Raw genomic sequence first — 24,313 nt, forward strand, 5'->3', positions numbered from 1 at the left:
GTGACATGAAGCAGTGGCAGGTATTGCGACCGGCCCACGAGGAGATTCGCACGCTGGCGCGGCACACCCTGCTGGAGCGGCATGGTGTCGACGAGGCGGCGCTGTTTTCGGCGATGGGCGTCGCCCTCGGCCGGCGATGGGAGCATGCCGATATCTTCCTCAAGGAAACCAGCGTGGAATCGTGGTCGCTGGAAGGCGGGGCGGTGCGCGCGAGTTCGTATCGTTGCGATACGGGCTTCGGGCTGCGCGTATTGAAGGGGGAACAAGCGACGCTGGCGAGTTCGCAACGCATCGACACGATGGCGCTGCGGCATGTCGCCTCCCAGCTTCGCGAAACCGGAAGCGGCAACGCGCGGGACGGCTCGGCGACGATGCAGGGCAGGCCGGTCGCATCGGCACGCTCGTTCTACGACCCGGCCCATCCGCTGGGGACCATGGCCGGCGCGGACAAGATCGCGCTCCTGAAGAAGCTCGACGAGATCGCCCGTGCCGCCGATCCGCGCGTGATCGAGGTGCATGCCGTGCTGAGCGCCGTGCACGAAACGGTCTGGATCGCGCGATGCGACGGCCTGAGTTCCGGCGACGTGCGCCCGCTGCTGGCCTTGTGGATCAATGTGCGCGTGAGGTCGGGCGCGCGCGTGGAGAGCGCGAGCGGGGGCATCGGCGGGCGCCATGGTATTCATACCTGGACGGATGACGAACTCCGCGCCTTCGTGCTGGAACGCGTGACGGCCGCCCTCACCAAGCTGCAGGCACGGCCGGCGCCTGCCGGGAACATGACGGTGGTGGTCGGCCCGGGCTGGAACGGCGTGCTGTTGCACGAGGCGGTGGGCCATGGACTGGAAGCCGATGGCGTGCGCCGCGGCACCTCCGCCTTCGCGGGACGCCTCGGCGAAAAGGTTGCCGCCGACAACGTGACCATCGTCGACGACGGAACCCTCCAGGGCGCCCGTGGCTCGCTGAATATCGACGACGAAGGCTGCGCGACGCGGCGCACGACCTTGATCGAGAACGGCGTGCTGCGCGCGTACATGCAGGATGCGCTGAGCGCGCGCCTGATGGGCATGGAGCCGACCGGAAACGGCCGCCGCGAGGGCTACGCCTCGCCGCCCATGCCGCGCATGACGAACACCTTCATGCTGAACGGTGACCACGAACCGCAGGAAATCATCGAGTCGGTGCGCAACGGCATTTACGTCGCGGGCCTCGAGGGCGGCCAGGTGGACATCACGAGCGGGCAGTTCGTGTTCGAGGCGTCGGAGGCCTACCTGATCGAAAACGGCCGGATCACCGCGCCGATCAAGGGCGCGACGATCACCGGCCACGGCCCCGACACGATCCGCAAGATCAGCCTGGTCGGCAACGATCTGGCCTGCGATCCCGGCAGGGCGTCGTGCAGCAAGGCAGGGCAGTCGATCCCGGTGGGCGTCGGTCAGCCGACCCTGAGGGTGGATGAAATGACCGTCGGAGGCACCGCGTAGTCATGGCCGTCGAGGCGGTGCGTTGCCGGTGGAATGGAAAGTGAATAAATGGGCTCGTCGTCTCAGCCAGTCCAGCCGCAGCCAGCGTGAGGCGAAAACGGAACTGCTGCCCTTGCCGAGGCCGATACGCGACGCCTTGTCGTTGGAGTATCACCTCCAGCTCGAGGCGCTGCATGCCGGCGTGGGGTCCTTGATCGCGCTCCAGGTCCTGATGAGGACGGTGATCGCCACGGGCATCCTGTGCGAATTCGGGTACGGGGATATCGAGGACGCGTCGTACAAGGATCTGGAAAAGATCGCCAACCACGCGTTCTCCTCCGGCCGGCAAGGGCATTTCCATTTCGATGGCGATGCATTCCGCCTTTTCGCCAAGGTGCTCACGACGCATGATTCGCAGCTGGAGGTCGCTCCCGTGAGGGTGATCGACGAAGTCGCGAAGCGTCTGGAGCGGTATGGCAGGGCTGCCTGATCTTATTGAAACCCTCCTCTCTATGTCTTCGATTTTGACGCGCGAGCTTGCCGATCAATTCGCCGGCCTGGCACTGGGCCATGTCACGCGCGAATACCCTTGCAGTCCTGGCCATGTGATGTCCGGGCCGCAGGACATCGGCGCGCCGCGGCAGCTTCATCCGGTGTTCTTCGGCAGCTTCGACTGGCATTCGTGCGTGCATGGCTATTGGCTGCTTGCCAGCCTGCTGCGCCGGTTTCCCGACCTCGAGGCCGCGGCCGGGATTCGTGCCTTGTTCGACGCTTCGTTGACGCCGGAGAAGGTCGAGCGGGAGTGCGAGTATTTCGGGAACCCGCTGAGCGGGAATTTCGAAAGGCCGTATGGCTGGGCATGGTTGCTCAAGCTCTTCGCCGAGCTGCACGCTCACCACGAGCTGCGCTGGGCCCAGGCGCTATTGCCGCTGGCGACGATGATACGGGAGCGATTCCAGCGATTTCTTCCCAAGGCGATCTATCCGATTCGGGCCGGGACGCATCACAACACGGCGTTCGCCGTGCGCCTCGCGCTCGATTACGCGGATGCCGTCGGCGACCTCGTCTTCAGGACGCAACTGGCCGAGGCGGCGACGCGGTGGTATGCCGATGACGAGGATTGTCCGGCCTGGGGAGAGCCGAGCCTCGACGAATTCCTTTCCCCGTGCCTGATGGAGGCTGAATGCATGCGGCGCGCCCTGGGCGCTCGCGAGTTCGCCGTCTGGTTCGACAAGTTCCTGCCGCGCCTGGCCGCGAGCCAGCCATCGTGCCTGTTCGTTCCCGCCGTCGTGAGCGACCACGCGGATGGCCGCATCACGCATCTCAATGGGCTGAACCTGAGCCGGGCCTGGTGCTTTCGCTCGCTCGCAAGCTCGCTGCCCCCCGAGGACAGCAGGGCAAGCGCGATGCGAGACGCCGCCGGCCGGCACTGGGCCGTGGCGTTTCCTCATGTCGGCGGCAACTACATGGCGGAGCACTGGCTCGCGACGTATGCGGCGTTGGCGCTCGACGTCGATGGCGCGGCCGGCGTTTGACGGCAAGATTCCCGCTTCGCCCCTCGTCATGATCACTGCCGGCCGATCAGCCTGCCGGGGTGCCGCCATTCCTCTGCTGATTGACACGAAGACCCGCGGCTCGTCCGCCTTCGAGCGGCAGGGGACGAAGGCGTTTGCGCGAAGGCAAATTCCGAGGTGATCGGATTGTAAATCCCCCTTCAGCCGGACAGTTACGAGCCGTAAACAAAAAGTAAGAAATATCTGACGACGCTCGGGAGCCGCAATGAAAAACATGAAAGTATCCAGCCGCCTGATCATCGGATTCGGATTGTTGACGATCCTGTTGCTGGCCGTCGCGGCGGGCGCGTTCTACGGGCTCGGACAGCTCAACAGCCAGCTCGACAGCATTGCGCGCGTGAACAACACCGAAGCCCGGCTTGCCAACCAGCTTCGCGCATCGATCCAGGATCGTGCGATCGCGGTGCGGAACCTGGCCTTGGTGACCGACCCGCAGGATATGGCGCGGGAGGCGGATCGCATCACGCAACAGGAGCGGATCTATGCGGATGCCTATCAGCAGTTGTCGCGCATGTTTACCGATGAGGCCGGAACGACCGAGCGCGAGAGGACCTTGCTGGCCGCTCTCAAGCAGGATGAAGCGGCGGCCATGCCGCCCTTCAGGAAATCGGTCCAGCTCGCCCTGAACAATGATGCGGCGGCCGCGGCCCGGGAACTCCTGCAGAATGCCCGGCCTGCGCAGCGCATATGGCTCGCTCGCGCGGTGGAGCTGGCGAATTTCGAGGATCAACTCAACGAGCAGGCGCAGCGGGAGGCGATCGCGACCTACTCGAACGTCCGCGCCTTGATCGCGGTGATCGCCGGCAGCGCGCTGCTCGTTGCGGTCGGCACGACCATCCTCATCGCGCGCAGTATCCTGCGGCAACTGGGGGGCGAGCCGTCGATGGCGCAGTATGCGGCGGCCCAGATCGCCGACGGCAACCTGATGATCGATCTGCCGGTGACGCGCGGTGATTCATCCAGCTTGATGGCATCGCTGGAGACGATGCGCGCCAAGCTTGCCTCGATCGTCCAGGGCATCAAGACATCGGCGGAGTCCATTTCCATCGCCGCCGGGGAAGTGGCGCAGGGGAACGTCGATCTTTCGCAGCGCACCGAGGAGCAGGCCGCCTCGCTCGAGGAAACGGCCGCGAGCATGGAGGAGCTCACCTCGACGGTCAAACAGAATACGGACAATGCCCGCCAGGGAAGCACCCTGGCCGCCGCGGCTTCGCAGACCGCTTCCTCGGGCGGCGAGGTGGTCAGGCAAGTGGTCGGCACGATGGCGGATATCACGTCCAGCTCGCAGAAGGTATCCGAGATCATTTCCGTGATCGAGGGCATCGCGTTTCAGACCAACATCCTGGCGCTCAACGCGGCCGTCGAGGCGGCGCGGGCAGGCGAGCAGGGTCGCGGCTTCGCGGTGGTCGCCGGCGAGGTACGGACCCTGGCGCAGCGCAGCGCGGTGGCGGCCAAGGAGATCAAGGCGCTCATCGAGACCTCGGTATCTCATGTGGCGGCGGGTTCGCAGCTGGTGTCGAACGCCGGAGCGACGATGGACGAGATCGTCCGCTCGGTGAAGCGCGTCACGGACATCATGGGCGAGATCGCTTCCGCCTCGGCCGAGCAAGGCACGGGGATCGAGCAGGTCAACGTTGCCGTCACGCAGATGGACGAGGTGACCCAGCAGAATGCCGCGCTGGTCGAGCAGGCCACGGCAGCCGCCCAGTCGATGGCGGACCAGGCGGAAAGCCTGCGGGCCGCCGTATCGATATTCAAGGTCGAATCGCGGCCTCGGGCGGCTGCCGAGACCACGCCGGTGCGAGCCACGGCGGACAGGGCGGTGCAACGCAGGGAGGCGGCGAAGCCGGCGCGGGCGCCGGTGAAGGCCGAGGGCGGCGAGTGGGCGACGTTCTGAGTGAGGTGGGGCAAGGGAACACGGTAAAAAAGCCTGCTTTCACGATCACGGCCTTGCTGCCACGTTCGCGCAACACTCGCCAGCGCCGCACGGGATCATCTTCTCGATCAGCGTAGACGGCACCAGGCTTCCGACGAGTTCGTGCACGCACAACACGAATTGGGAAAGCGCATCGATGAGAAGCAGCTGTGGCGTGACGTCGTTGGCGTTTGGACCGGCCAGGGTCGTGACGACGAGAATGCCATTGGCATCTGCGAAACGGTGGTGCCTGGAACCCGCCCGGGAGGCAAACAAGCTCATCCTGGCGAATTTGAACTGGCCTCTAAGCGTCTCCAATTCAGCTTGTGCGTAACGTTGTCGCGGTTGGAAGCACCAGAGGCTATACCGATCGAGTGGGAGACGTGTCCTTGATAGCGTATCGTGATCGCAATCCAGGAAGATGTCCTCATGGCTTTTCACGACGATCTGACGGAGTGCGGAGCTCAGTTGATTTCGTCGCTTGAGTAACTACATCGAGCTTGAATGATTCGACCGAAACGATGATTTCAATGTCATCTGTCTAGTTCAGACATCGCGAAGTTAAACGAAATATTCTGTATGGCGTAAGTTCGATGAACCACGAAATTACGTCGCTCGTCCGCTCGTCCCAGGCTGCCGATAGCGGATTGAGGGCATCTACCTCGGAACACAGCCAATGATCGATTGCGACAGGCGGAGAGATGGATGAACGCGTCCTGAGGAAATGTAGTTGTCGGTGATATGGGTGGTGATCGGTTGTGCGGGGTGGTTTGCCCGGGTAGCCGAGGCACACCGCGCAGTCCGCGGCGTCATGGCGCTGCGAGTTGGAGCAGCCCAAAGTTATCCAAGCCAGCGCAGCGCGTTTTGTGCGTAACGTTGTCGCGTTTGGGGGTTTGACGGGGAGTTTCGGTTGAGTGGGCGACGTGCCATTGATAGCGTCTCGGGATTGCAACCGAGGGGGGCTTTTCATGGCGGCGATCTGCACTTTCATCTTGAATGGCAAACCGATGTCCGGGCTGACATGTATGGGTTTGAGTACGGTGCCGGCGTTCAGTGGTATGCCCGGTCATCGCAACATGCCCGGATCGACCGCGAAATCCAGGTTGGGGCCGCTTCCGCCAGGGCGCTACTACATCGTCGATAGGCAATCAGGTGGGCGGCTGGGTTGGCTTTACGACTTTGCACGTGCAAATTTCTACGGTACCGATCGAAATAAATGGTTCGCGCTTTATCGGGATGACGGTAGAGTCGATGACACGACTGTCTTCAACGGTGCTCGTCGCGGTGCGTTTCGCCTCCACCCGAATGGTCGTTTCGGCCGTAGCCAAGGGTGTATAGCAATACAGGATCAGAACGACTTCGACCGGATCTCAGCCTATATTCGGGCGCAGGGAGCGACAGTGCCGATTCCTGGCAGCGACACGAAAGCGTACGGTTTCATTGAGGTGAAGTGATGAAGTTCGGACGATACGCGCTGAACGTGATCGGTGCGGTCGCGATTGGCCTGCTGTTCACGAGATGGTTCATGCAGTTGCCGATCGAGACGCCGATAGCCTGGTGGATCGAGTCAGCGATGGACATGCTCGGGATGGATGTGATCGCGCACGCGGACGATGTCGAGCCGATCGGTTTCTTTCTCTTCTTGTTCGCGAGCATTGCCGGGGGCGGTGTCGTGATGTGGGCGATCAATCGGCTTGTTATCCGGCTCGTCAGGCGACAGTGACTGGTGTCGTATTGAGCGTTGCGTGTGAAGCAATGAATCGCCGATTCTGAATCAGACCTCCTTGAGATCCGCCACAAAGTCGTAGTAATCCTCCCGACAATAAGTATCGGTCAGTTCGATCGCGCGCTGGTCCGCCGAGTATCCGATTCGCGTGATCACCAACAACGCGGTTTGCGGCGCAACGCCCATCAAGCTGGCGACTTCTTCGTCCGCGTTCACCGCGCGGAAATGCTGCGAGGTACAGACCACCGTTTGCCCGCGAGCATCCAGATAGCGATAGAGCGAGTTGTCGATCGCCAACGGGTCCGGGACGATCGCGACGGGCAGCGCCGACTGCTCCAGTGCCATCACGGCGCCATCCGCGCGCCGCAGTCTGCGCAAGCAAGCGACAGACGCACCGGGCATCAAGCCTAGTCGCATGGATTCATCGCGATTCGCCACGCGCAGGACTCGATCCAGCCAGACGGATTCCGGCTTGAAACCACGCTGCTCCAGCATTTCGCTCCAGCCGATCACACGAGAAAGCGGGCCGCTGGCACGCGGCGTGATGAAACTGCCCGAGCCGCGAACGCGCCGGATCAAACCCTGTTCGGCCAGCACCGCGATGGCCTTGCGCGCGGTGATGCGCGATACGCCGACGTATTCGGACAAGCTGCGTTCGGACGGCAGTGCTTCCCCCGCGGACCAGTTGCCGGCGTGAATGGCGGCTTCGATTCGCGATGCCAACTGGAGATAGAGCGGGGTGTCGCTCTGTTCGTCGGGCGTCAACTCCTGCCAGCGTGGGTCCATGGACTGCTCTTAAGTGCTTGAATTGGTGGCTGATTATATATCTGCCCTAATGGGGAGATGGGCAAGGCGCCGATAGCCGAGAACGGGGCGGATGGATGTCGTTCAGCCTGGCTGGGCGAGTCACCGAGCTTCGGCTATTGGCGCCGAGTGGGGCGGATCGTGAGGTGGGGGAGATCGCATCCGGGAGAGGTGAACGCTCCCGGATGAATTGCGGCTACTGCCCGATGATCTTCCTGGAGACGACGTAGACGTCGACACCGCTCATCGAGCACTCTTCAGACGAGGCTTCGCTGGATGTGATGATTTCGATCGTATTACCGGTGCGTTCCCGATACGTGATGTCGTAAACCTGTCGGTACAAATCCTTGCCGACCTTTTCCGATGCGATCAGTTTGGCCTTGGCCCTGGACTCGTCGAGCTTGGCCGGGTCTGTAATCCCGGCGTTTTTTAGATGTACCAATCCCATGTTGATCGGCCAACTCTCGCATCTCGGCGGAGCCGCCAAGGCGACAGCCGGAATCCACGCGGCGATGAGAAGAAGGGTTTTCATGGGATTACCTGCAAGGTGCGATCTCCACTAGTCCAGATGCGACGACGAATTTGTTGATTCTGGACGATGCAGCCGCTAGATGCCTGGCCAGGGTTCTGTATGCTGTCGCCGTGGATGAGCATGCCGGTTCTACCCAAGGTATCGGTGCCCACTTGGGGCGTGAGCCGCATGGTGTAGTTACCCGCATGCGGATGATGGAAGGGTGCGCCAATCGCGTATGTGCCAACAGGAATGGGGCCAATGCTACGGACATTCTGCATTGCATGGTTGTTTTTACCAGCACCCCTACCGGAATAACCGACTCCGACCTGCGTACCGTTACGTGAAATCTGGCCGGTGCTCTGACTATATGTCCAAGCATGTTTTCTCTCGAGATTGTTATTTTTGCCGGACGATATCACTGGGAGGAGGGGCCGCGACTCTTCTGGCGCCCAAGGCACTGCGTTACATCAACCATGAGCGCATGGTGGTCGAGGAGACCAGTGACGGCCTATCAGCTGGACTGGCCAGTACGATGAGCCCGCTGGTCACCACGCCGATCCAACTGAAAAGGGGCGCCAAGCCAGGCGGCATATCACCCCCCGGCAACGGCGCCCCTCAAGCACTACCACCTACTTACTTCTCCCCATCCCCGCCCGAAGCCTTCTTCCTCGACCGAGCCACAATCCCCGCGCCAACGCTCTGCTGAATCGCCCCGCCACGTTCGCGCCGAGCCTTCCCGGCCTGATAAGAAGCCCTGAGCATGGCCAACGGCAGGATATGGTGAAACGACTCACTCCCCATCCCTTTCCCGGCATGCTGAGCCAAGTCCTTCAACGCCGAAATCCCCCCCGCGCCAACCGACCCGATCTTCATCTCGATCTGCAGCAGATTGACGATCAGCGCACTCAACCTCGCATTCCAGGGCCCAGCCTCGCTATTTCCCGCCGTCTCGAACAACTGCCGAATCGACTCATGCCAGGCATTGCGCACCGCTTCCGCGCGCTGCATTTCATGCCCGGTCTCGAACTTCGCCGCAATCGCATCCAGATGGCTGGTGGGCGCCGCCTGCGCCGAAGCCGGCCGCGCGCCGCCGCTCGCTTGAGCATCGGCGCCAGCCTTGCCACCCATCGCCTCGATCTGCGTATCGTCCTGCTGTTCCTGCTCCCTTCCACGGCCGCCGCCACCGCCGCCACGGCCGCCGTTCAGCGCATCCATGTCGTTGTTCTTGACCTCGTCGCCGCCGCCAGCCCCCCGCGCCGCATTCCGCCGCGCCCGATCATTCGCCCGCCGCTTGTTGCGCTGCAAGCTGGCGAACTTCCTCGAACCCTGGTTGTTGTTCTGCGCCTGGTTGGTATTGGTGAACAAGGTGCCGTTATAGGTGGTCGCCCGCTGCGCCTGCCTGGCTCCTTCCTTGGCCGACGCATTCTGCTGCGCATCCCCCGCGCGACGCAGCTGATCCGCCGCCGCCGTGGTCTGCGAGCGAATGGTGGGAGTTCGATTCAAAGCCATGAAACACGTCTCCCGATCAAAGCGGCACGGCCGTGCGCATCATCTGGTTGGCGAAATGCAGCACCGCCGCACAACAAACCGGCGCCGCCACGATGATGGTGATGGTCACCGCGATCAGCTTGATCACCTGCGGCAAGGTCTGGTCCTGCAGCGACGTGATCGCCTGCACGAACGACACCCCCAGCCCGACCACGGCCGCCACGATCACCGGCGGCAGCGAAACCGTGAGACACAACAGCATGCCCTGCGTGGTAAACCGGATCAGCGAATCGACATCCATGTCCGAGACTCCTTACTTGTAGGTCATCACGAGACCGTGGATCAGCGTCGACCAGCCGTCCATCACCACGAACAACAGCAGCTTGAACGGAATCGCGACGTTGGTCGGCGTCACCTGGTTCAGGCCCAGCGCGAGCAGCACGTTGGCGATGATCAGGTCGACCACGATGAAGGCGATATACAGCAGGAAGCCGATCTTGAACGCATCGGTCAGCTCGGAGAGCGTGAACGAGGGCGCCAGCACGATCAGGTCGTTCTCGCTCAACTGCTGCGCCTGCTCCTTCGGCCAGACCACCGCCGCCGAGCGCAGGAAGAAGCGCTTCTCCCGCTCCGCCGTGTGCTTCACGAGAAACGCCCGGAACGGCTCCTTCGCCGCGCCGAACGCCTGTATCAAGGCCTGCGACGGCTGCGAGGCGAGCTGCTGCCCTTCCAGTGCCTTCGAGGCCTGCATCCCGATCGGCGCCATCACGTAGATCGACACCAGGATCGCGATGCCGTTCAGCACCATGTTGGGCGGCACCTGCTGCACGCCCAGCGCGTTGCGCAGCAGGCCCAGCACCACCACGATCTTCGCGTAGGAGGTGACCACCATCGCCACGAAGGGCAGCAGGCTGATCGCGATGACGACCAGCAGCAGCCCGGTAATGTCACTGAATTGAACCATGCCGATGCGCCATGCGAATGATGCGGACCCCGAGATGCTCGCCCACCGTCACGAGCTCGCCGAAACCAACCGTCTGGCCGTGCACCACCAGGCGCAGCTGCGCGTCGGCGGCGGGCACCGGCAGCTCGACGACGTAACCCGGCCCGAGCGCGGAAAGCTGGTCGAGCGGCAGCGCGACGGTATCGATCTCGAACTGCACGGGCAGCTCGATGGCGCCGACCACGATCGGTTCGTCGGGGCGATCCGTCGCCAGGCCGATATCGGCGCGTGTCGAATCGAGTTCGTCGGACATGTACCACTCCTGAGTAAGGGTAAGCGACCGGCCGTCGAGCGCCGCGCCGGCATGCACGCGCGCATGGCCGCGGGCGCCCCAGGCGGCCACCACGCGCGGCGCGGCGCCATCGGGCGCGGCGCCTTGCAACGCGGCGGCGTCGAAGGTCGGGAACAGGCAGCGCAGCAGCACGTCTCCGGGTTCGAGCGCGGCGAGCGTGTCGACCGCGTAGCTTCGCGTGCCGACGATCGCGCTGCCCGGTAGGGTCAGCGCGGGGAACGCCGTGCGCCAGGGCTCGCTCGCCGTGCGCGCGATCAGCGCGTCGAGCGTCGCGAGCACGGCGGTGCCGAGGGCCACGGTGCAATCGATGCGGGTGTCGCCGAAGGCGACCGACAGCGCCACGGGCGGCACGTCGAAACGCGCGTCGGCTCGTGGGTCGTGTCGTGGGTCGTGTCGAGCATCGGGGCGCGGCTCGCGCCGCGCGTCGGCCACGCAGTCGGCCAGCGGCCGGCGCGTCACCGAGACGATGCGCGGTGCGTCGAAGCCGAGCTGGGCCAGCGCGCCAGCCAGCGGATCGAGCAGCACGCCGGCCACGGCCTGGCGCAGCGCCAGCTCGGCGCCGCCGGGCGCGAGCATGGCCGGCGCGCCGGGGGAAAGGGACGAAGCCGCGCGATCGGGCCAGGCGACGATCGCCAGCGCAGGATGCGCATCGAGATCGAGTTCGACGAACACCGGCCGCGGCGCGCCGCCGGGCGCGGCCACCGACAACTCGATCACGGCCGGATCGCGCGCGCCGCTTCGCGCGGGCAAGCCGGCCAGCGGCTCGGCGCGCAGCAGCGCGGCGCCGGTGGCGGCCTGCACGGCGGGGCCCAGGCGCGTGTCGTGCACGGTCTGCGAGAGGCGCGCGAGGCTGGTGTCGATGCGGCGCGGCACGGCGCGCGCGATCGGCGCGGCGGGAGGCACGGCATCGACCTCGGCAGGCGCTCCGCCGCTCGCCGCTTGATCACCGGGCTGTTGCCGCTGCCACGAGGGCTCGACCTGCGCCCCCGCCGTCCCGAACGCGCCGGGCACGGGCGCGCCCGCCACGCGAGCGGAAGGATCGCTCGCGTCGTCGTCGCTGTCCGTCGCGCTGAGAAGGATGTCGGCCATGCGGGGGAAAGGGTTACCAGACGGTGAGTTCGATGTCGCGGACTTCGCCCCAGGCGCGCAGCGTATCGGCGAGTTCGCGCTGGAGCATCGTGCTGTGCGTCAAGAGTAAGTCCCGGGCGACCGGGTCCTGCGCATCGAACCGAAGCAGGAGACTGAAACGCGAAAGCGACAGAGACAGCCTGGTATGCGGCAGCAGCGCGGGATCCAGCGTCATCTGCGCCTCCCAGTTGCCGGCATTTGCGATCGCAGGATCGCCACAGAAGGCGGCGATCTCGCGCGTCAGCACGCCCAGCACCTGCAGGTACTGCTGCTGCTGCATGTAGACGGCCGACACCACCGGCACGGCGGCGCGCTCCACGCGGGCCGACAAGGTATCGAGATCCTCGGCCGCCGCGCCCGCCGCTAGCGGCGGGGCCGCGGCCGGCTCGGGCAGCGCCTCCTCGCCGGTGCCCGGTGCGTAGCGCGGATCGAAGTACAGCGCGATCTCGGCCTGCGGCGCCGCATCCTCGGGGCTGTCCTGCCCGCCGTCGCCCGATTGCGGCTGCTCGCGCGCGGGCAGCCGGTGCGGGGCGCGGCGCGAGGCCAGCGAGGCATAGTCGAAGCGGCGCTCGCGCGGCCGGTTCGGCTCGGCGGGCGCGGCGCCGGGGATGATGCGCGCATTGCGCGAGTCGATGGTGGTCATGCGGTCAGCGTCACGCGGCCCACGGGTTTGAGTTCGACGTGCTCGCCGAGCTCCTGGTACGAGTACACCGCCAGCCAGCCCAGCCGCGCCTCGATCATGCGCCGCACGTAGCGGCGGATATCCATCGAGGTCACCAGCACCACGCCCTCGCGGGGCGCCGCGCCCACGAAGGACTGGATGCGGTCGATCAGGAACGCGGCGTCGTTGGGCGGCAGCGCCAGGAAGTTGCCGGTGGGCGTCTGCTTGATGGCGGCGCGGATATGCTGCTCGGCCTGCATGTCGAACAGCACCGCCGAGAGCGTGCGCTCGCCCTTGGCGGCGCGATGCGCGAGGAAGCGCGAGAGGTCGCCGCGCACGTACTCGGTCAGCATCAGCATGTCCTTTTCCTTGGCGCCCCAGGCGATCAGGCTCTCCATGATGGTGCGCACGTTGCGGATCGAGACCTGCTCCTCCAGCAGCCGGCGCAGCACGTCGGCGATCCGCTGCGGCGGCAGCACCTTCTGCACTTCCGCCACCAGCCCCGGCGCGTCGTGGCCGAGCTGGTCGAGGATCCACTGCACCTCCTGGATGCCGAGGAACAGCGTGGCGTGACGGCGCATCGCCGCCACGCAGGCATGCGGGATGATCTGCTCGGCGCGCCACACCGGCATCTTGGGCGGGATGGTCTTGTCGTCGAGCCAGCGCGTGGGCGTGCCGTCGGCCACGATCGCCGGGCCGGCCTCGGTGCGCTCGGCCACCGACTGCAGCTTCTCGGCGGCGGCCGCGGCCACCTCGGGCGCGAGCAGGGCGGGATCGGGAATCAGCACCTTGCCCGCCGGCAGCGTCACGGTGAGGTGGGGCACGTCGTGCACCAGGATCTCGAAGCTGTTGGCCGGCAGCGGCGCGTGGATCCACATCGTGATGCCGGGGAAGGGCAGGCCGAGCATCTCCTGCAGGGCCGCGCGCTCGGTCTCGAAGGCGATGTCGAGGGTCGGCAGCGAGAGCCGCGCGGCCAGGTCCGGGGCGATGCGCACGCCCACCGCGCAGGCGAACTGCGGCGCGCGCGGCAGGATCGGCGGCACTTCCGTCTTGGCGCCCGAGCGCTGCATCGAGGCCAGCGTCTCGGCGCCGCCGTGCTCGCTGTCGCGCGAGGACGCGGGCTTCTTCGCCAGCTTGTAGCCGGCGAAGGACAGCAGGCCGGCGAGCAGCACGAACAGCAGCGAGGGGAAGCCCGGCACGATCGCGAAGCCCAGCAGCAGCACCGCGGCGAAGAACAGCGCGCGGCTGCTGGAGCCGAGCTGGTGGCCGATCTCGTCGCCCAGCGAGCGCTGCTTGGCCTGGCGCTCGTCGGCCACCCGCGTGATCATCACGCCGGCGGCCACCGACAGCAGCAGCGAGGGGATCTGCGAGACCATCGCGTCACCCACCGACAGCACCGAGAAGCGGTTGGCCGCGTCGCCGGCCGACATGCCGTGGTAGGCCACGCCCACCGCGATGCCGGCCAGGATGTTGATCAGCGTGATGATCAGGCCGGCGATCGCATCGCCCTTCACGAACTTCATCGCGCCGTCCATGCCGCCGTGCAGCTGGCTCTCCACCGCCAGCGTGGCGCGCTTGCGCTTGGCTTCCTCGGGCGTGAGCAGGTTGGCGCGCAGGTCGGCGTCGATGCTCATCTGCTTGCCGGGCAGCGCGTCCAGCGTGAAGCGCGCGCCCACCTCGGCCACCCGTTCCGAGCCCTTGGCGATCACGATGAACTGCACCGTGGTGATGATCGCGAACACCACCAGGCCCACCACCAGGTTGCCGCCCACCACCAGCTTGCCGAAGCTCTCGATGATGGTGCCGGCCTCGGCGTGCAGCAGGATCGACTTGGTGGAGGCGATGTTCAGCGAGAGCCGGAACAGCGTGGTGAACAGCAGCAGCGAGGGGAAGGCCGACAGCGCCGAGATGTCCGGCACGTACATGGTGATCATCAGCAGCGTCACGCTGATGGTGATGTTCAGGGCCAGCAGCCCGTCGATCATCAGCGGCGGCAGCGGCAGGATCATCAGCGAGATGATCGCCACCACCAGCGCGACGATCCCGATTTCGCCGCCGGCGGGGAGTTTCATGGACTTCAGCATCGTGGCTCCGGGTCGGCGCTCAGTGGATCTGCTGCGCCTGGTGCTGCTGTTGCGCCTCGCGGCTCGCGCCGATCGAGTCCACCCAGCGCAGGATCGCGGCGATGGTCTCGAACAGCACCTCGGGAATCGGCTCGTCGACGCCGACCTTGTAGAGCGCGCGCGCCACCGGCGGGTTGCCGACGATCGGCACCTCGGCCTCGGCGGCGGCGCGCCGGATCGCGGCGGCGGCCTCGTCCATGCCCTTGGCGATCACCACCGGCAGCGGATGCTCGTCGGGCGCGTAGCGCAGCGCCACCGCGTAGTGGGTGGGGTTCACCACCACCACGTTGGCGCGCGCCATGCGCGGCGGCGGGGAATTGGCCATCTCGCGCGCGATGCGCTTGCGCTCGCCCTTGATCATCGGGTCTCCCTCGTCGTTCTTGTGCTCGCGCTTGACCTCGTCCTTCGACATCTTCATCTGCTTCATGAACAGCATCTTCTGCAGCTTGACGTCGCCCGCGCCCACCACGATGAAGATCACCGCGGCGATCATCATCAGCTTGACCAGGATCCCCCAGTACATCGCCGAGAGCTCCGCCAGCGGTTGGTAGATCGAGCCCGACACCAGCGGGAACAGGCCGCGGATCACCACCCACATCACGGCGAAGATCAGCGCCGCCTTGACGATCATCTTGGCGGTCTCGATCACGGTCTTGATCGAGAAGATCTTCTTGAGGCCCTCGCCGGGGTTCAGCGAATTGAGGTTGGGCATCACCGGCTTCAAGGCGATCTGCAGGCCGACCTGCATCGCCGAGCCCATCAGCCCGGCCATCGCGGCGGCCAGCGCGAGCGGCACCACCGCCAGCAGCGCGATGCCGCCGAAGCGGTAGAGCCGGTCGAACATGTCGGGAATGCTGTGCTCGGTGGTGACGAAGTCGAGTGCGCTCACCACCAGTTGGCGCATCGAGTCGCGCAGGTGGGCACCGGCGGCCATCACGAAGCCGATCGCCACCGTCATCGAGATCGCGTCCGCCAGGTCCGAGCTCTTCGACACCTGGCCGTCCTTGCGGGCGTCGCGCAGTTTCTTGTCGGTGGGCTCTTCGGTTTTTTCGTCGCTCATCGCTCGCTCGTCGCGTGGTCCGGAGTGGGGTGCTCACGCAGGCGCTCGCCGGGGAGGGCGGGCAGGGGTTGGCGGGCAGGCCCGGCGCGGGAGCGCGCAGCGGGCCGGTCGGACGAAGATAGCCGTGCACCGCTCCGCGCTTTCTGTCCGACGCGAATCGGGCGCTGCGCATGCGAAGTTGGGGAGGCGGGCAAGGCGGATGCGCAGCGATGGGGCCCCGGGAAACGCCGGCCGCGGCCCTGGTCGGCACCTGGAATCCTGCGCGGGACAAGGTTTTCGGCCGGCCGGCCGGCGCTCGGGCGAGCCCTGGCGCGAGCCGCGCCCCGGCTGCGTGGCTCGCGGCGGAGGGAGGGGCCGAGCCGCGTTCGCGCGCCTTCGCTTTCGGCGCGCTGGCTTCGCATCGCCGATCTCGCGGCCCCCGGCCGGTTGCTAAGGTTCCGTCGTGCGTCCGATCGACCCCGAGCGTGGCGCGAAGATATCCGCCAGGAGAATGCGCGATGACCAACGCCACACCCGATTACCTGAACTGCCGCCCGGAGATCGTCGGAGGACTGATCGAGACGGCCTCCGATGCGCTGCTGCAGACCTTCCCGAAGGTGTCGGTGGATCCCTACGACATCGAGCTGATGCTCGACGCGCTGCGCGTGCTGCGTCCCAAGGTGCCCGAGATCCAGATGCTGGACGGCATCCTGCATATGGTCCGCAACCATTGGGACGACGCGATCCTGGTGCTGCGCGAGGTCAGCGAGAGCGCGCCGCGCTTCGCCTACGCCAAGGCGCTGCTGGCCTTCTGCCTGGCCACCAAGGGCGACGGCGACTGGAAGCTGATCGCCAACGAAGTGCTGGAGAACAACCCGACGCGCGACACGCTGGCCCTGGTGAAGGCCCTGCATGCGCGCGAGGAACTGGTCGGCGCGGTGAACGCGAGCCGCAACGGCGGCGCCTTCGTGCCGCCGGCCTCGATCGAGGAACTGAACGAGGAACTGGCGAACCGCGGCGACAAGCCCGATGGCCCCACGGCACCGGTGCCGCCGGTCGCCGGCCTCGAATCCCTGCCGTTCGGCGTCGCGCTGCGCGCGTGAACGTCGTTCGCCCGCTCGACGAAGCACGACGAGGAGCCCGACGATGACTGCGATCGACCATTCCGCGGCGCTGCGCGCCTCACTCGAAGCCTTGTCCAAGCCGGAAACAGCGGCGGGCGGCGGCACCTCGCCCGCGGCCGCCGACAAGTTCAAGGCGATGATGGAGAAACCCTCGATGGCGCCGCCGCATGCGGCCGAGAGCCCGTCGATGGAAGTCGCCTCGAAGCTGGTGGCGGCGCAGGATGCCGAGCTGCAGCGCAGCGTCACCGACGCCGCCGAATTCATGCAGCGCGCGCCCGAGATGAACCTCAACGAGCTCAATGCCGGCTCGATCCGCCTGACTTACGAACTCGCCGCCACCCAGCTCGACATGGAAGCGAAGATGGGCGTGGTGAACTCGTCGAAGTCGTCGATCGAAACGCTGATGAAGAACCAGTGACACGCGGCGCTCCACGGCGCCGCGCGGTCCGCCGCGAGACTTACCTCATGTCACAGACCCGGTCCGGATGGCGGCGCGCATCCGTCGTCGGCGCCTTCGCGCTCTGCGCGCTGCTCGCCGGCTGCAAGAAGGAACTGTACGGAAACCTGTCCGAGCAGGACGTCAACGAGATGGTCGTGGCGCTGCTCGAGAACGGCGTCGACGCCGCCAAGGAAACGCCCGACGGCGGCAAGACCTGGACGCTCGAGGTGGACGGCGACCAGATGGTGCGCGCCATGGAGGCGCTGCGCTCGCGCGGCCTGCCCAAGAGCCGCTTCGACAACCTCGGCGACCTGTTCAAGAAGGACGGCCTGGTATCCACGCCGACCGAGGAACGCGTGCGCTTCATCTACGGCATGTCGCAGGAGCTGTCGTCCACGCTGTCGAAGATCGACGGCGTGCTGGTGGCGCGCGTGCAGATCGTGCTGCCCAACAACGACCCGCTGGCGCAGACCATCAAGCCGTCCTCGGCGGCCGTGTTCATCAAGTACCGCCCGAATTCCGACGTCGGCGCGCTGGTGCCGCAGATCAAGACGCTGGTGATGCACAGCGTCGAGGGCCTCACCTACGACCAGGTCAGCGTGACCGCCGTGCCGGCCGATCCGTCCGACCTGGCGCGCCAGCCGCTGCCTCCGGCGAGCAACGGCGCGCCGCTGGTGTGGATCGTCAGCGGCATCGCCGGGGTGGTGCTGATCGTGGCCGCCGCCTTGCTGGTGGTGCTGCGTCGCAAGCTGCCGCATGGCGCCGACGGCGCGCCCGAGGCGGCTGGCGACAGCGCCGGCGGCCTGCGCGGCAAGCTCGGCGCGCTGACGGCTCGGCTGCGGCCGCGTCCGGCCAACTGAACGCTGGCCCGCACGCATGGCGTCTGCCCAGTTCTATCCCCCGCAACGCGTCGCCGCGGCGCTGAACGGCTATCGCGACAACCTCGATAGCGCGGCGCTGTGGGCCGACGCCTCGTGGTCCGCGCTGCCCGACAACGGCTGGCGCGAGGCGCTGTCGCGCGCCTCGTCGGCGGCGCGGCGCGCCTGCTCGCAGGCCCTGGCGCGCGCCGCCGGGGTGCGCGAGCCGCCGTTCGGCGCCTTCGCCACGCCGGCCGTGCTCGGCACCGGCGGCGCCGGCGTGCAGCCCGCGCCGGGCGGCCCGAAACCGAACCTCGCCCTGCTCGACGCGCTGCCGGTCAGCCAGGCGCTGGCGGTGCTGCGCATGCGCTCGCTGTCGTTCCGCCGCGTCGAGGTGCGCCGCCTGATCGACAAGCAGACGCGCTCGCGCCTGGCCGACTGGACCGGCGTGCATCCCGACGCGATCGCGCAGGACGCCCACGCGGCCGACGCGCCCGACGTCGCGCATCTCGCCATGAAGACCGGGCTGCCGCCGCTGGCGCGGCTCGACGCCACCGCGATGGCCGCCGAGGGCTGGCTGCTGTTCGTGCGCGACGCCGGGGGCGCGGCCGAGGCGGCCGATTCCGCCAACCCGGCCGACCGGCGCCGTCCCTCGCTGACCCGGCTCGCGCTACCGCGCGCCTTCGCGCCGCCGGCCTCGCTGCCGGCCGCCAGCGGCCTGGACGCGGCCGGCTCGATCCGCCTGTTCGCCCGCATGCCCGATTTGCTGCCGGAGGTTGCATGGCTATTTGGTTGAGCCGTCCGCGCGACGCGCAGCACCAACCCGACGAGGAAGCGATGCGTGCGCGGCTGGGCGCGGCGAGCGACGTGCTGCCGCGCGAGCTGTTCGGCTCGCTGGTCACGCTCGAGGACGCCTATGCCGCGCTGGCCGACGATCGCGCCGCGCTGATCGAGGCCGCCCACCAGGAAGCCGCGCATATCGTCGAGGCGGGCCGCGCCGAGGCCGAGGCGATCCTCGACATCGCGCGCCGCGAGCGCGAGGCCGCCGCCCAGGCCGGCTATCGCGACGGCTACGACCGCGCGCTCGGCGACTGGATGGACCGGCTCGCCGACGTGGCCCACGCGCAGAACCAGTTGCAGGTGCGCATGCGCGAGCGGCTGGCCGACATCGTGGCCTCGGCCGTCGAGCAGATCGTCAAGACCGAGAACCGCGCGGCCCTGTTCGAGCGCGCGCTGGCCTCGGTGGAGCGCATCGTCGACGGCGCCACCTACCTGCGCGTGGCCGTGCATCCCGACGATCTCGACAGCGCCAAGGACGTGTTCGACCGGCTCGCCACGCGCTGGCGCGAACTGGGCCGGCCGATCCCCATGTCGGTGGTGGGCGACAAGCGGCTCGCGCCGGGCAGCTGCGTGTGCGAATCCGATTTCGGCGCGGTCGACGCGAGCCTCGACACGCAATTGCGCGCCATGCACGGCGCCGTCTCGCGGGCGCTCAAGCGCACCCTGGTGGACGCCGAGCAGGCACCGCCGGCCGAGGGCGATCCCTATGGCCAGCCGGGCGAGGCGCAATACAACGAGGCGGGCGAAGGCGCCGGCTACCACGACCCGAACGCCGCCCAGCCCGGCCATGATCCCTACGCCGCCCAGCCGCAGTACGAGGCCGCGCCATACGCCGACGCGCCGTATGACCCGAACGCCCACGGCGCCCAGGGAGGCCAGCCCCGATGACGATGAATGTCTCCTGGCTGTCGCGCACCGACGACTTCGAGCGCCTGACCGACGCGATCGAGCGCGAGATCCTCGCCGTGCCGGCGGTGGCGCGCACCGGCAAGGTGATGGAGGTGGTCGGCACGGTGATCAAGGTGTCGGGCCTGGACGTCACGCTCGGCGAGCTCTGCGAACTGCGCTCGCCCGACGGCGTGCTGCTGCAGCGCGCCGAGGTGGTCGGCTTCACGCGCGACGTGGCGCTGCTCTCGCCGTTCGCGCGGCTCGAGCACGTCTCGCGCGCCACTCAGGTGATCGGCCTGGGCCGGCCGCTGTCGATCCAGGTCGGCGACCAGCTGCTCGGCCGCGTGCTGGACGGCCTGGGCGAGCCGATCGACGGCGGCCCGCCGCTGGACAGCGACGACTGGCGCCCGGTGATCGTGCAGCCGCCCGACCCGATGAAGCGGCGCATGGTGGACACGCCGATGCCCACCGGCGTGCGCGTGGTGGACGCCATGATGACGCTTGGCGAAGGGCAGCGGATGGGCATCTTCGCGCCGGCCGGGGTTGGCAAGTCGACCCTGATGGGCATGTTCGCGCGCGGCGCGGCCTGCGATATCAACGTGATCGCGCTGATCGGCGAACGCGGCCGCGAAGTGCGCGAATTCATCGAGCTGATCCTGGGCCCCGAGGGCATGGCGCGCTCGGTGGTGGTCTGCGCCACCTCGGACCGCTCCTCGATGGAGCGCGCCAAGGCCGCCCACACGGCCACCGCGATCGCCGAATATTTCCGCGACCGCGGCCTGCGCGTGCTGCTGATGATGGATTCGCTGACGCGTTTCGCGCGCGCCGGCCGCGAGATCGGCCTGGCCGCGGGCGAACCGCCGGCGCGGCGCGGTTTCCCGCCCTCGGTGTTCGCCGAGCTGCCGCGCCTGCTGGAGCGCACCGGGATGGGCCAGACCGGCTCGATCACCGCGCTCTACACGGTGCTGGCCGAGGACGAGACCGGCGGCGACCCGGTGGCCGAGGAAGTGCGAGGCATCCTCGACGGCCACATGATCCTGTCGCGCGAGATCGCCGCGCGCAACCAGTATCCGGCGATCGACGTGCTCGGCAGCCTGTCGCGCGTGATGTCTCTGGTGGTGCCCGACACGCACAACCGCGCGGCCTCGCGCGTGCGCGAGCTGATGGCCAAGCATCGCGAGGTGGAGGTGCTGTTGCAGGTGGGCGAATACCAGCCGGGCCAGAACCCGGTGGCCGACGAGGCGATCGAGAAGGCCGATGTGATCCGCGAGTTCCTGTGCCAGCGCACCAGCGACTACGCGCCCTACGAGGACACCACGAATTACCTGCATCAACTCGCCGGGGTGGGCGCATGAGCGCCGAGGCGCGTTTGAAACGCGACCGCCGCGCGATCGCGCTGACGCGCGCCAGCGACCGGCGCCGCAAGCACAACGAGCAGTTGCGCATGCACCTGGTGGGCCTGCGCCGCGCGCTGGCCGAGCGCGAGGCCGAGCACGCGGCGGCGCTGGAACGCGTCGAGCAGGAGCGCGCCGCGCTGCAGTCGATCGACGACCAGGTCGAGGCCATGATGACGGGCGTCACGCCCTTCGTGGTGGACGATTTCCAGGCGCTGAAGATCGTGCGCGGGATCGCCGTCGAGCGCCTGCAGGGCGCCGAGGCGCAGGTCGAGACCGCCTGGCAGGCGGTGCAGGAGGCGCAGCAGGCGATCGTCGATACCAATCGTGCGATCGCACGCAACAACGGCAGCGTCGAGGCCTGCGAGCAGCGCGTGGCGAAGATGCGGCTCGGCTACCAGCGCGCCGAGGACGACGCGGCCGACGACGAGGCCGAGGACGGCGTGCTGGCGCGCCGCGCGCGCGACAAGGCAGGGGCGGCCGCATGAACCCGAGCTTGAACGTGCTGCCCGACATCACCCACCTGGTGATGGGCTACCTGACGCTGATCGGCGTGTCCTCGGTGCGCCTGTTCGTGATCATGACGATCTTCCCGCCCTCGGCCGACGGCGTGCTGCAGGGGCCGGTGCGCAACGCGATCGTGATCCTGTTCAGCACCTTCGTCGCCTACGGCCAGCCGCTCGCGTTCGGCGAGCAGCTGCACGGCGCGGCGCTGGTCGAACTGGGCCTGCGCGAGGGCATGATCGGGCTGGTGCTGGGTTTCGCGGCGTCCTCGGTGTTCTGGGTGGCCGAATGCGCCGGCTACTACATCGACGACCTGACCGGCTACAACAGCGTCCAGGTGCAGAACCCGCTGCGCAACGAGCAGGCCACGCCCACCGCCACCCTGCTGCAGCAGGTGGCCACGGTGGCGTTCTGGAGCCTGGGCGGCATGAGCTTCCTGCTCGGCACGCTCTACGAGTCCTATCGGTGGTGGCCGCTGACGGCCCACAGCGTGGACGTATCCAGCGTGCTGGAGGCTTTCGCGCTAAAAGAGACCGACACGCTGATGCAGCAGGTCGCCAAGCTCGCCGCGCCGGCCGTGATGATCCTGCTGCTGATCGACTTCGCCTTCGCGTTCGCCGCCAAGTCGGCCAGCAAGCTCGAGCTGATGGGGCTCTCGCAGCCGGTCAAGGGCGCCGTCGCGGTGCTGCTGCTGGCGCTGTTCGTGGGCGTGTTCGTCGACCAGGTGCGCGACCAGCTCACCCTGTCGGCCTTCACCTCGCAGTTCCGCGCCTGGGCCGACGCCGCGCACGCGGCCGATGCGAACCCGGTGGCGCATCCCGTCTCTCCGCCCGGCTTGCCGCTCTTCGGCCCCGACGCGAAGTGAGGTCGGCCCTGGCGATGTTTGGTGAGATTCATCGCACCGGGTGAGCACGATTCGCGCCTGAGCAATCGTGAGACTCGCGCGAAGCCGCGTCACGCGGGGCGCAATGCTCAAATCGGAATTATTGCTGAAGATTACTCAGTCAAACTGAGGGTTCGAAAACAGGCCGACGACTACATTGCTCGCATGGCGCCGCGCCCCGGTGCCCTGCGCAAATGCAAGGAGAGTCGCTTCATGTTTTCGATGCTCTATTTCCCGGTGGTTTCCGCGCTCGCGGCGTCCGACGAGGATGCCGGCTCCGGCATCGCGGCCCGCGCGGTCGATTCGATCCTCGACGGCGAATTCGCCGCCGCCGTGCAGCAGTCGGGGCGCCGTCTCGACGATTCCGCGGCTGCCGCCACCGCGGCCGACCTGCAGTGGCACGCCGACCTGCAACTGGTGCTGGGCTTCGACGCCGAGGCCGAGGACGCCTACCGCCGCGCCCAGCGACGGATGCGCGGCTCGAAGGCCGAGATTCGCGTCGCCACCTGCCGCAACGCGGCCTGGCAGGCGCTGTTCCGGCATCGCATCGGCACCGCGCTGGCCTGCTTCGCGCGCGCCGCCGAGGAAGCCGACGCGCCGCCGGCGCGCCGCATCGAGGCACGCATCGGCATCGCCTGCGCGCTGCACGAGCTGGGCCGCACCCGCGAGGCGCTCGACGCGCTCGACGAGGTGGTGCCCACCAACGCGCGCTGGCGCGAACTGGTGATCGCGCTGCGCTTCGACCTGATCGCCCAGCACGAGCTGCGCTGCGCCAACGCGCTGCAGGATCATGTCTACTGGCGCTCGGCCGCGCTGGCCAGCCCGGCGGCCTACCTGCCCGCGCCGCGCGTGGGTTTCGCCGAGGCGCTGCAGGCCGCCGCCGGCGTGCGCGCGCCGCTCCTTGCCGCGCGCGTGGCCTACCTGCGCGAGCTGCGCAACGTCACCAGCGGCGAGCGCGACGCGATCGCCAATGTCTGCGCCTACCTGGAGCGCATCCGCGAACAGGGTTTCGCCGACTACCAGCGCGCGGTGCGCCTGGAGATCGCGCTGGCCAGCTTCGTCGGCGACGCGCCGCATGTGGCCCAGACCATCGTCGAGCCGTTGCACCAGGGCGTGCGCGGCTCCGATACCGGCCATCGCCAGCTCGAGTATCTCTACTGCGCAGCCAAGCTGCGCGAAAGCCAGGGCCGCGCCCAGGAATCGCTGCAGTGGTACAGCCGCTACGCGCTGGTGGCGATGCAGTGCCTGCGCGAGGATTCGCACGTGCGCACGCCGGCGCTGGACCGCCAGCCCAAGGCCGCGCCCGACGACGTCAGCGCACGCCTGCCGGCCAAGTACCGCCGCGCCTATCGCTACGTGCTCGACAACCTCGACCGCGCCGATCTCTCGGTGCGCGAGATCGCCACCCAGATCGGCGTGACCGAGCGCGCGCTGCAGAGCGCCTTCAAGAGCTGCCTGGGCCTCTCGCCCAGCGAGCTGATCCGCACCCGGCGCATGGAGCGGATCCGCGAGGCGCTGATCGACCATGCCGACGCGGGCGACCAGCGCGTGCTGGAGACCGCGCGCCGCTGGGGCGTGCAGAGCCGCTCCACGCTGGTGACCGGCTATCGCAAGCAGTTCCGCGAAGCGCCGTCCGAGACGCTCGAGCGCTGAGCCG

26 protein-coding genes are annotated in these 24,313 nt (G+C 67.5%); 15 read left to right on the plus strand and 11 right to left on the minus strand.

Translation table 11 applies throughout. The annotated features are described in order from the left end of the window. Positions 1-5: 5 nt before the first annotated feature. The 4 genes from tldD to BM43_RS15480 all read left to right on the plus strand — a co-directional run bounded on the left by tldD (position 6) and on the right by BM43_RS15480 (position 4,931). Entirely contained in the window at positions 6-1,481 is a 1,476-nt protein-coding gene (gene tldD, locus BM43_RS15465) for a metalloprotease TldD (RefSeq protein ID WP_042285252.1), read from the plus strand. 28 nt (positions 1,482-1,509) lie between these two features. Continuing rightward, positions 1,510-1,950, plus strand: coding sequence for a Fis family transcriptional regulator (locus BM43_RS15470; RefSeq protein ID WP_244107964.1), 441 nt, complete (start codon positions 1,510-1,512; stop codon positions 1,948-1,950). A gap of 22 nt (positions 1,951-1,972) precedes the next feature. Further along, complete coding sequence (locus BM43_RS15475) at positions 1,973-2,995, plus strand: DUF2891 domain-containing protein (RefSeq protein ID WP_036057006.1); 1,023 nt, start codon at positions 1,973-1,975, stop codon at positions 2,993-2,995. Positions 2,996-3,239: 244 nt separating this feature from the next. Continuing rightward, positions 3,240-4,931 carry a methyl-accepting chemotaxis protein gene (locus BM43_RS15480; RefSeq protein ID WP_036054820.1) on the plus strand — a complete coding sequence of 564 codons (1,692 nt, stop codon included), beginning with the start codon at positions 3,240-3,242 and terminating at the stop codon, positions 4,929-4,931. 45 nt (positions 4,932-4,976) lie between these two features. Here BM43_RS15480 and BM43_RS15485 read toward each other — a convergent pair whose 3' ends face one another. Beyond that, positions 4,977-5,231: a hypothetical protein gene (locus BM43_RS15485; RefSeq protein ID WP_144417670.1), complete on the minus strand. Its 255-nt coding sequence runs from the start codon at positions 5,229-5,231 to the stop codon at positions 4,977-4,979. A 686-nt stretch (positions 5,232-5,917) separates the two neighbouring features. Here BM43_RS15485 and BM43_RS38915 point away from each other — a divergent pair. Next, positions 5,918-6,403: a DUF2778 domain-containing protein gene (locus BM43_RS38915; RefSeq protein WP_080742112.1), complete on the plus strand. Its 486-nt coding sequence runs from the start codon at positions 5,918-5,920 to the stop codon at positions 6,401-6,403. Continuing rightward, on the plus strand, positions 6,403-6,672 hold the full coding sequence (locus BM43_RS15490) for a hypothetical protein (protein ID WP_025097485.1): 270 nt from the start codon (positions 6,403-6,405) through the stop codon (positions 6,670-6,672). Before BM43_RS38915 ends, BM43_RS15490 begins: the two co-directional genes overlap by 1 nt. A gap of 51 nt (positions 6,673-6,723) precedes the next feature. On the opposite strand, the gene BM43_RS15495 is transcribed toward BM43_RS15490, so the two are convergent. The 10 genes from BM43_RS15495 to sctU all read right to left on the minus strand — a co-directional run bounded on the left by BM43_RS15495 (position 6,724) and on the right by sctU (position 15,748). Continuing rightward, positions 6,724-7,461, minus strand: a complete 738-nt coding sequence (locus tag BM43_RS15495) for a GntR family transcriptional regulator (RefSeq protein ID WP_036054817.1) — start codon at positions 7,459-7,461, stop codon at positions 6,724-6,726. A 214-nt stretch (positions 7,462-7,675) separates the two neighbouring features. Continuing rightward, the gene (locus BM43_RS15500; protein ID WP_036054815.1) at positions 7,676-8,011 is read right to left on the minus strand and encodes a hypothetical protein; all 336 of its coding nucleotides are present in this window, start codon (positions 8,009-8,011) and stop codon (positions 7,676-7,678) included. Then, positions 8,008-8,451 carry a tlde1 domain-containing protein gene (locus BM43_RS38920; RefSeq protein WP_308729317.1) on the minus strand — a complete coding sequence of 148 codons (444 nt, stop codon included), beginning with the start codon at positions 8,449-8,451 and terminating at the stop codon, positions 8,008-8,010. Before BM43_RS38920 ends, BM43_RS15500 begins: the two co-directional genes overlap by 4 nt. Before the next feature lie 175 nt (positions 8,452-8,626). Beyond that, entirely contained in the window at positions 8,627-9,502 is an 876-nt protein-coding gene (locus BM43_RS15505) for a hypothetical protein (RefSeq protein ID WP_036054812.1), read from the minus strand. A gap of 16 nt (positions 9,503-9,518) precedes the next feature. After that, on the minus strand, positions 9,519-9,782 hold the full coding sequence (gene sctS / locus BM43_RS15510) for a type III secretion system export apparatus subunit SctS (RefSeq protein ID WP_013689080.1): 264 nt from the start codon (positions 9,780-9,782) through the stop codon (positions 9,519-9,521). A 12-nt stretch (positions 9,783-9,794) separates the two neighbouring features. Beyond that, positions 9,795-10,445 carry a type III secretion system export apparatus subunit SctR gene (gene sctR, locus BM43_RS15515; protein ID WP_013689081.1) on the minus strand — a complete coding sequence of 217 codons (651 nt, stop codon included), beginning with the start codon at positions 10,443-10,445 and terminating at the stop codon, positions 9,795-9,797. Further along, positions 10,429-11,865: a type III secretion system cytoplasmic ring protein SctQ gene (gene sctQ / locus BM43_RS15520; protein ID WP_052409176.1), complete on the minus strand. Its 1,437-nt coding sequence runs from the start codon at positions 11,863-11,865 to the stop codon at positions 10,429-10,431. The genes sctR and sctQ overlap by 17 nt, the downstream gene beginning before the upstream one ends. 13 nt (positions 11,866-11,878) lie before the next feature. Continuing rightward, a complete protein-coding gene (gene sctP, locus BM43_RS15525; RefSeq protein ID WP_036054808.1) occupies positions 11,879-12,547 on the minus strand; it encodes a type III secretion system protein SctP in 669 nt (222 codons plus the stop codon). Then, positions 12,544-14,649, minus strand: a complete 2,106-nt coding sequence (sctV, locus tag BM43_RS15530) for a type III secretion system export apparatus subunit SctV (protein WP_036029544.1) — start codon at positions 14,647-14,649, stop codon at positions 12,544-12,546. The genes sctP and sctV overlap by 4 nt, the downstream gene beginning before the upstream one ends. Positions 14,650-14,668: 19 nt before the next feature. After that, on the minus strand, positions 14,669-15,748 hold the full coding sequence (sctU, locus tag BM43_RS15535) for a type III secretion system export apparatus subunit SctU (RefSeq protein ID WP_017921746.1): 1,080 nt from the start codon (positions 15,746-15,748) through the stop codon (positions 14,669-14,671). A 497-nt stretch (positions 15,749-16,245) separates the two neighbouring features. On the opposite strand from sctU, the gene BM43_RS15540 reads away from it, so the two are divergent. The 9 genes from BM43_RS15540 to BM43_RS15580 all read left to right on the plus strand — a co-directional run bounded on the left by BM43_RS15540 (position 16,246) and on the right by BM43_RS15580 (position 24,309). Next, on the plus strand, positions 16,246-16,830 hold the full coding sequence (locus tag BM43_RS15540; RefSeq protein WP_013689086.1) for an HrpB1 family type III secretion system apparatus protein: 585 nt from the start codon (positions 16,246-16,248) through the stop codon (positions 16,828-16,830). 43 nt (positions 16,831-16,873) lie between these two features. Further along, positions 16,874-17,269 (plus strand): type III secretion protein HrpB2, encoded by a 396-nt coding sequence (locus BM43_RS15545; RefSeq protein ID WP_036054806.1) that lies wholly within the window; start codon positions 16,874-16,876, stop codon positions 17,267-17,269. A gap of 47 nt (positions 17,270-17,316) precedes the next feature. After that, a complete protein-coding gene (gene sctJ / locus BM43_RS15550; RefSeq protein WP_025097507.1) occupies positions 17,317-18,150 on the plus strand; it encodes a type III secretion system inner membrane ring lipoprotein SctJ in 834 nt (277 codons plus the stop codon). Positions 18,151-18,166: 16 nt separating this feature from the next. Beyond that, the gene (locus BM43_RS15555) at positions 18,167-18,943 is read left to right on the plus strand and encodes a type III secretion protein HrpB4 (RefSeq protein WP_036054805.1); all 777 of its coding nucleotides are present in this window, start codon (positions 18,167-18,169) and stop codon (positions 18,941-18,943) included. A 41-nt stretch (positions 18,944-18,984) separates the two neighbouring features. Beyond that, positions 18,985-19,875 (plus strand): type III secretion system stator protein SctL, encoded by an 891-nt coding sequence (sctL, locus tag BM43_RS15560; protein WP_230676458.1) that lies wholly within the window; start codon positions 18,985-18,987, stop codon positions 19,873-19,875. Positions 19,876-19,877: 2 nt separating this feature from the next. Further along, complete coding sequence (sctN, locus tag BM43_RS15565; protein WP_036054803.1) at positions 19,878-21,230, plus strand: type III secretion system ATPase SctN; 1,353 nt, start codon at positions 19,878-19,880, stop codon at positions 21,228-21,230. Positions 21,231-21,244: 14 nt separating this feature from the next. After that, entirely contained in the window at positions 21,245-21,757 is a 513-nt protein-coding gene (locus BM43_RS15570; RefSeq protein WP_226285099.1) for a type III secretion protein, read from the plus strand. Beyond that, positions 21,754-22,638: a type III secretion system export apparatus subunit SctT gene (sctT, locus tag BM43_RS15575; protein WP_036054799.1), complete on the plus strand. Its 885-nt coding sequence runs from the start codon at positions 21,754-21,756 to the stop codon at positions 22,636-22,638. Before BM43_RS15570 ends, sctT begins: the two co-directional genes overlap by 4 nt. A 231-nt stretch (positions 22,639-22,869) precedes the next feature. Further along, positions 22,870-24,309 (plus strand): helix-turn-helix transcriptional regulator, encoded by a 1,440-nt coding sequence (locus tag BM43_RS15580; RefSeq protein ID WP_036033688.1) that lies wholly within the window; start codon positions 22,870-22,872, stop codon positions 24,307-24,309. Positions 24,310-24,313 lie beyond the last annotated feature (4 nt).

It is taken from the genome of Burkholderia gladioli (genome assembly GCF_000959725.1).
Lineage (GTDB): Bacteria > Pseudomonadota > Gammaproteobacteria > Burkholderiales > Burkholderiaceae > Burkholderia > Burkholderia gladioli.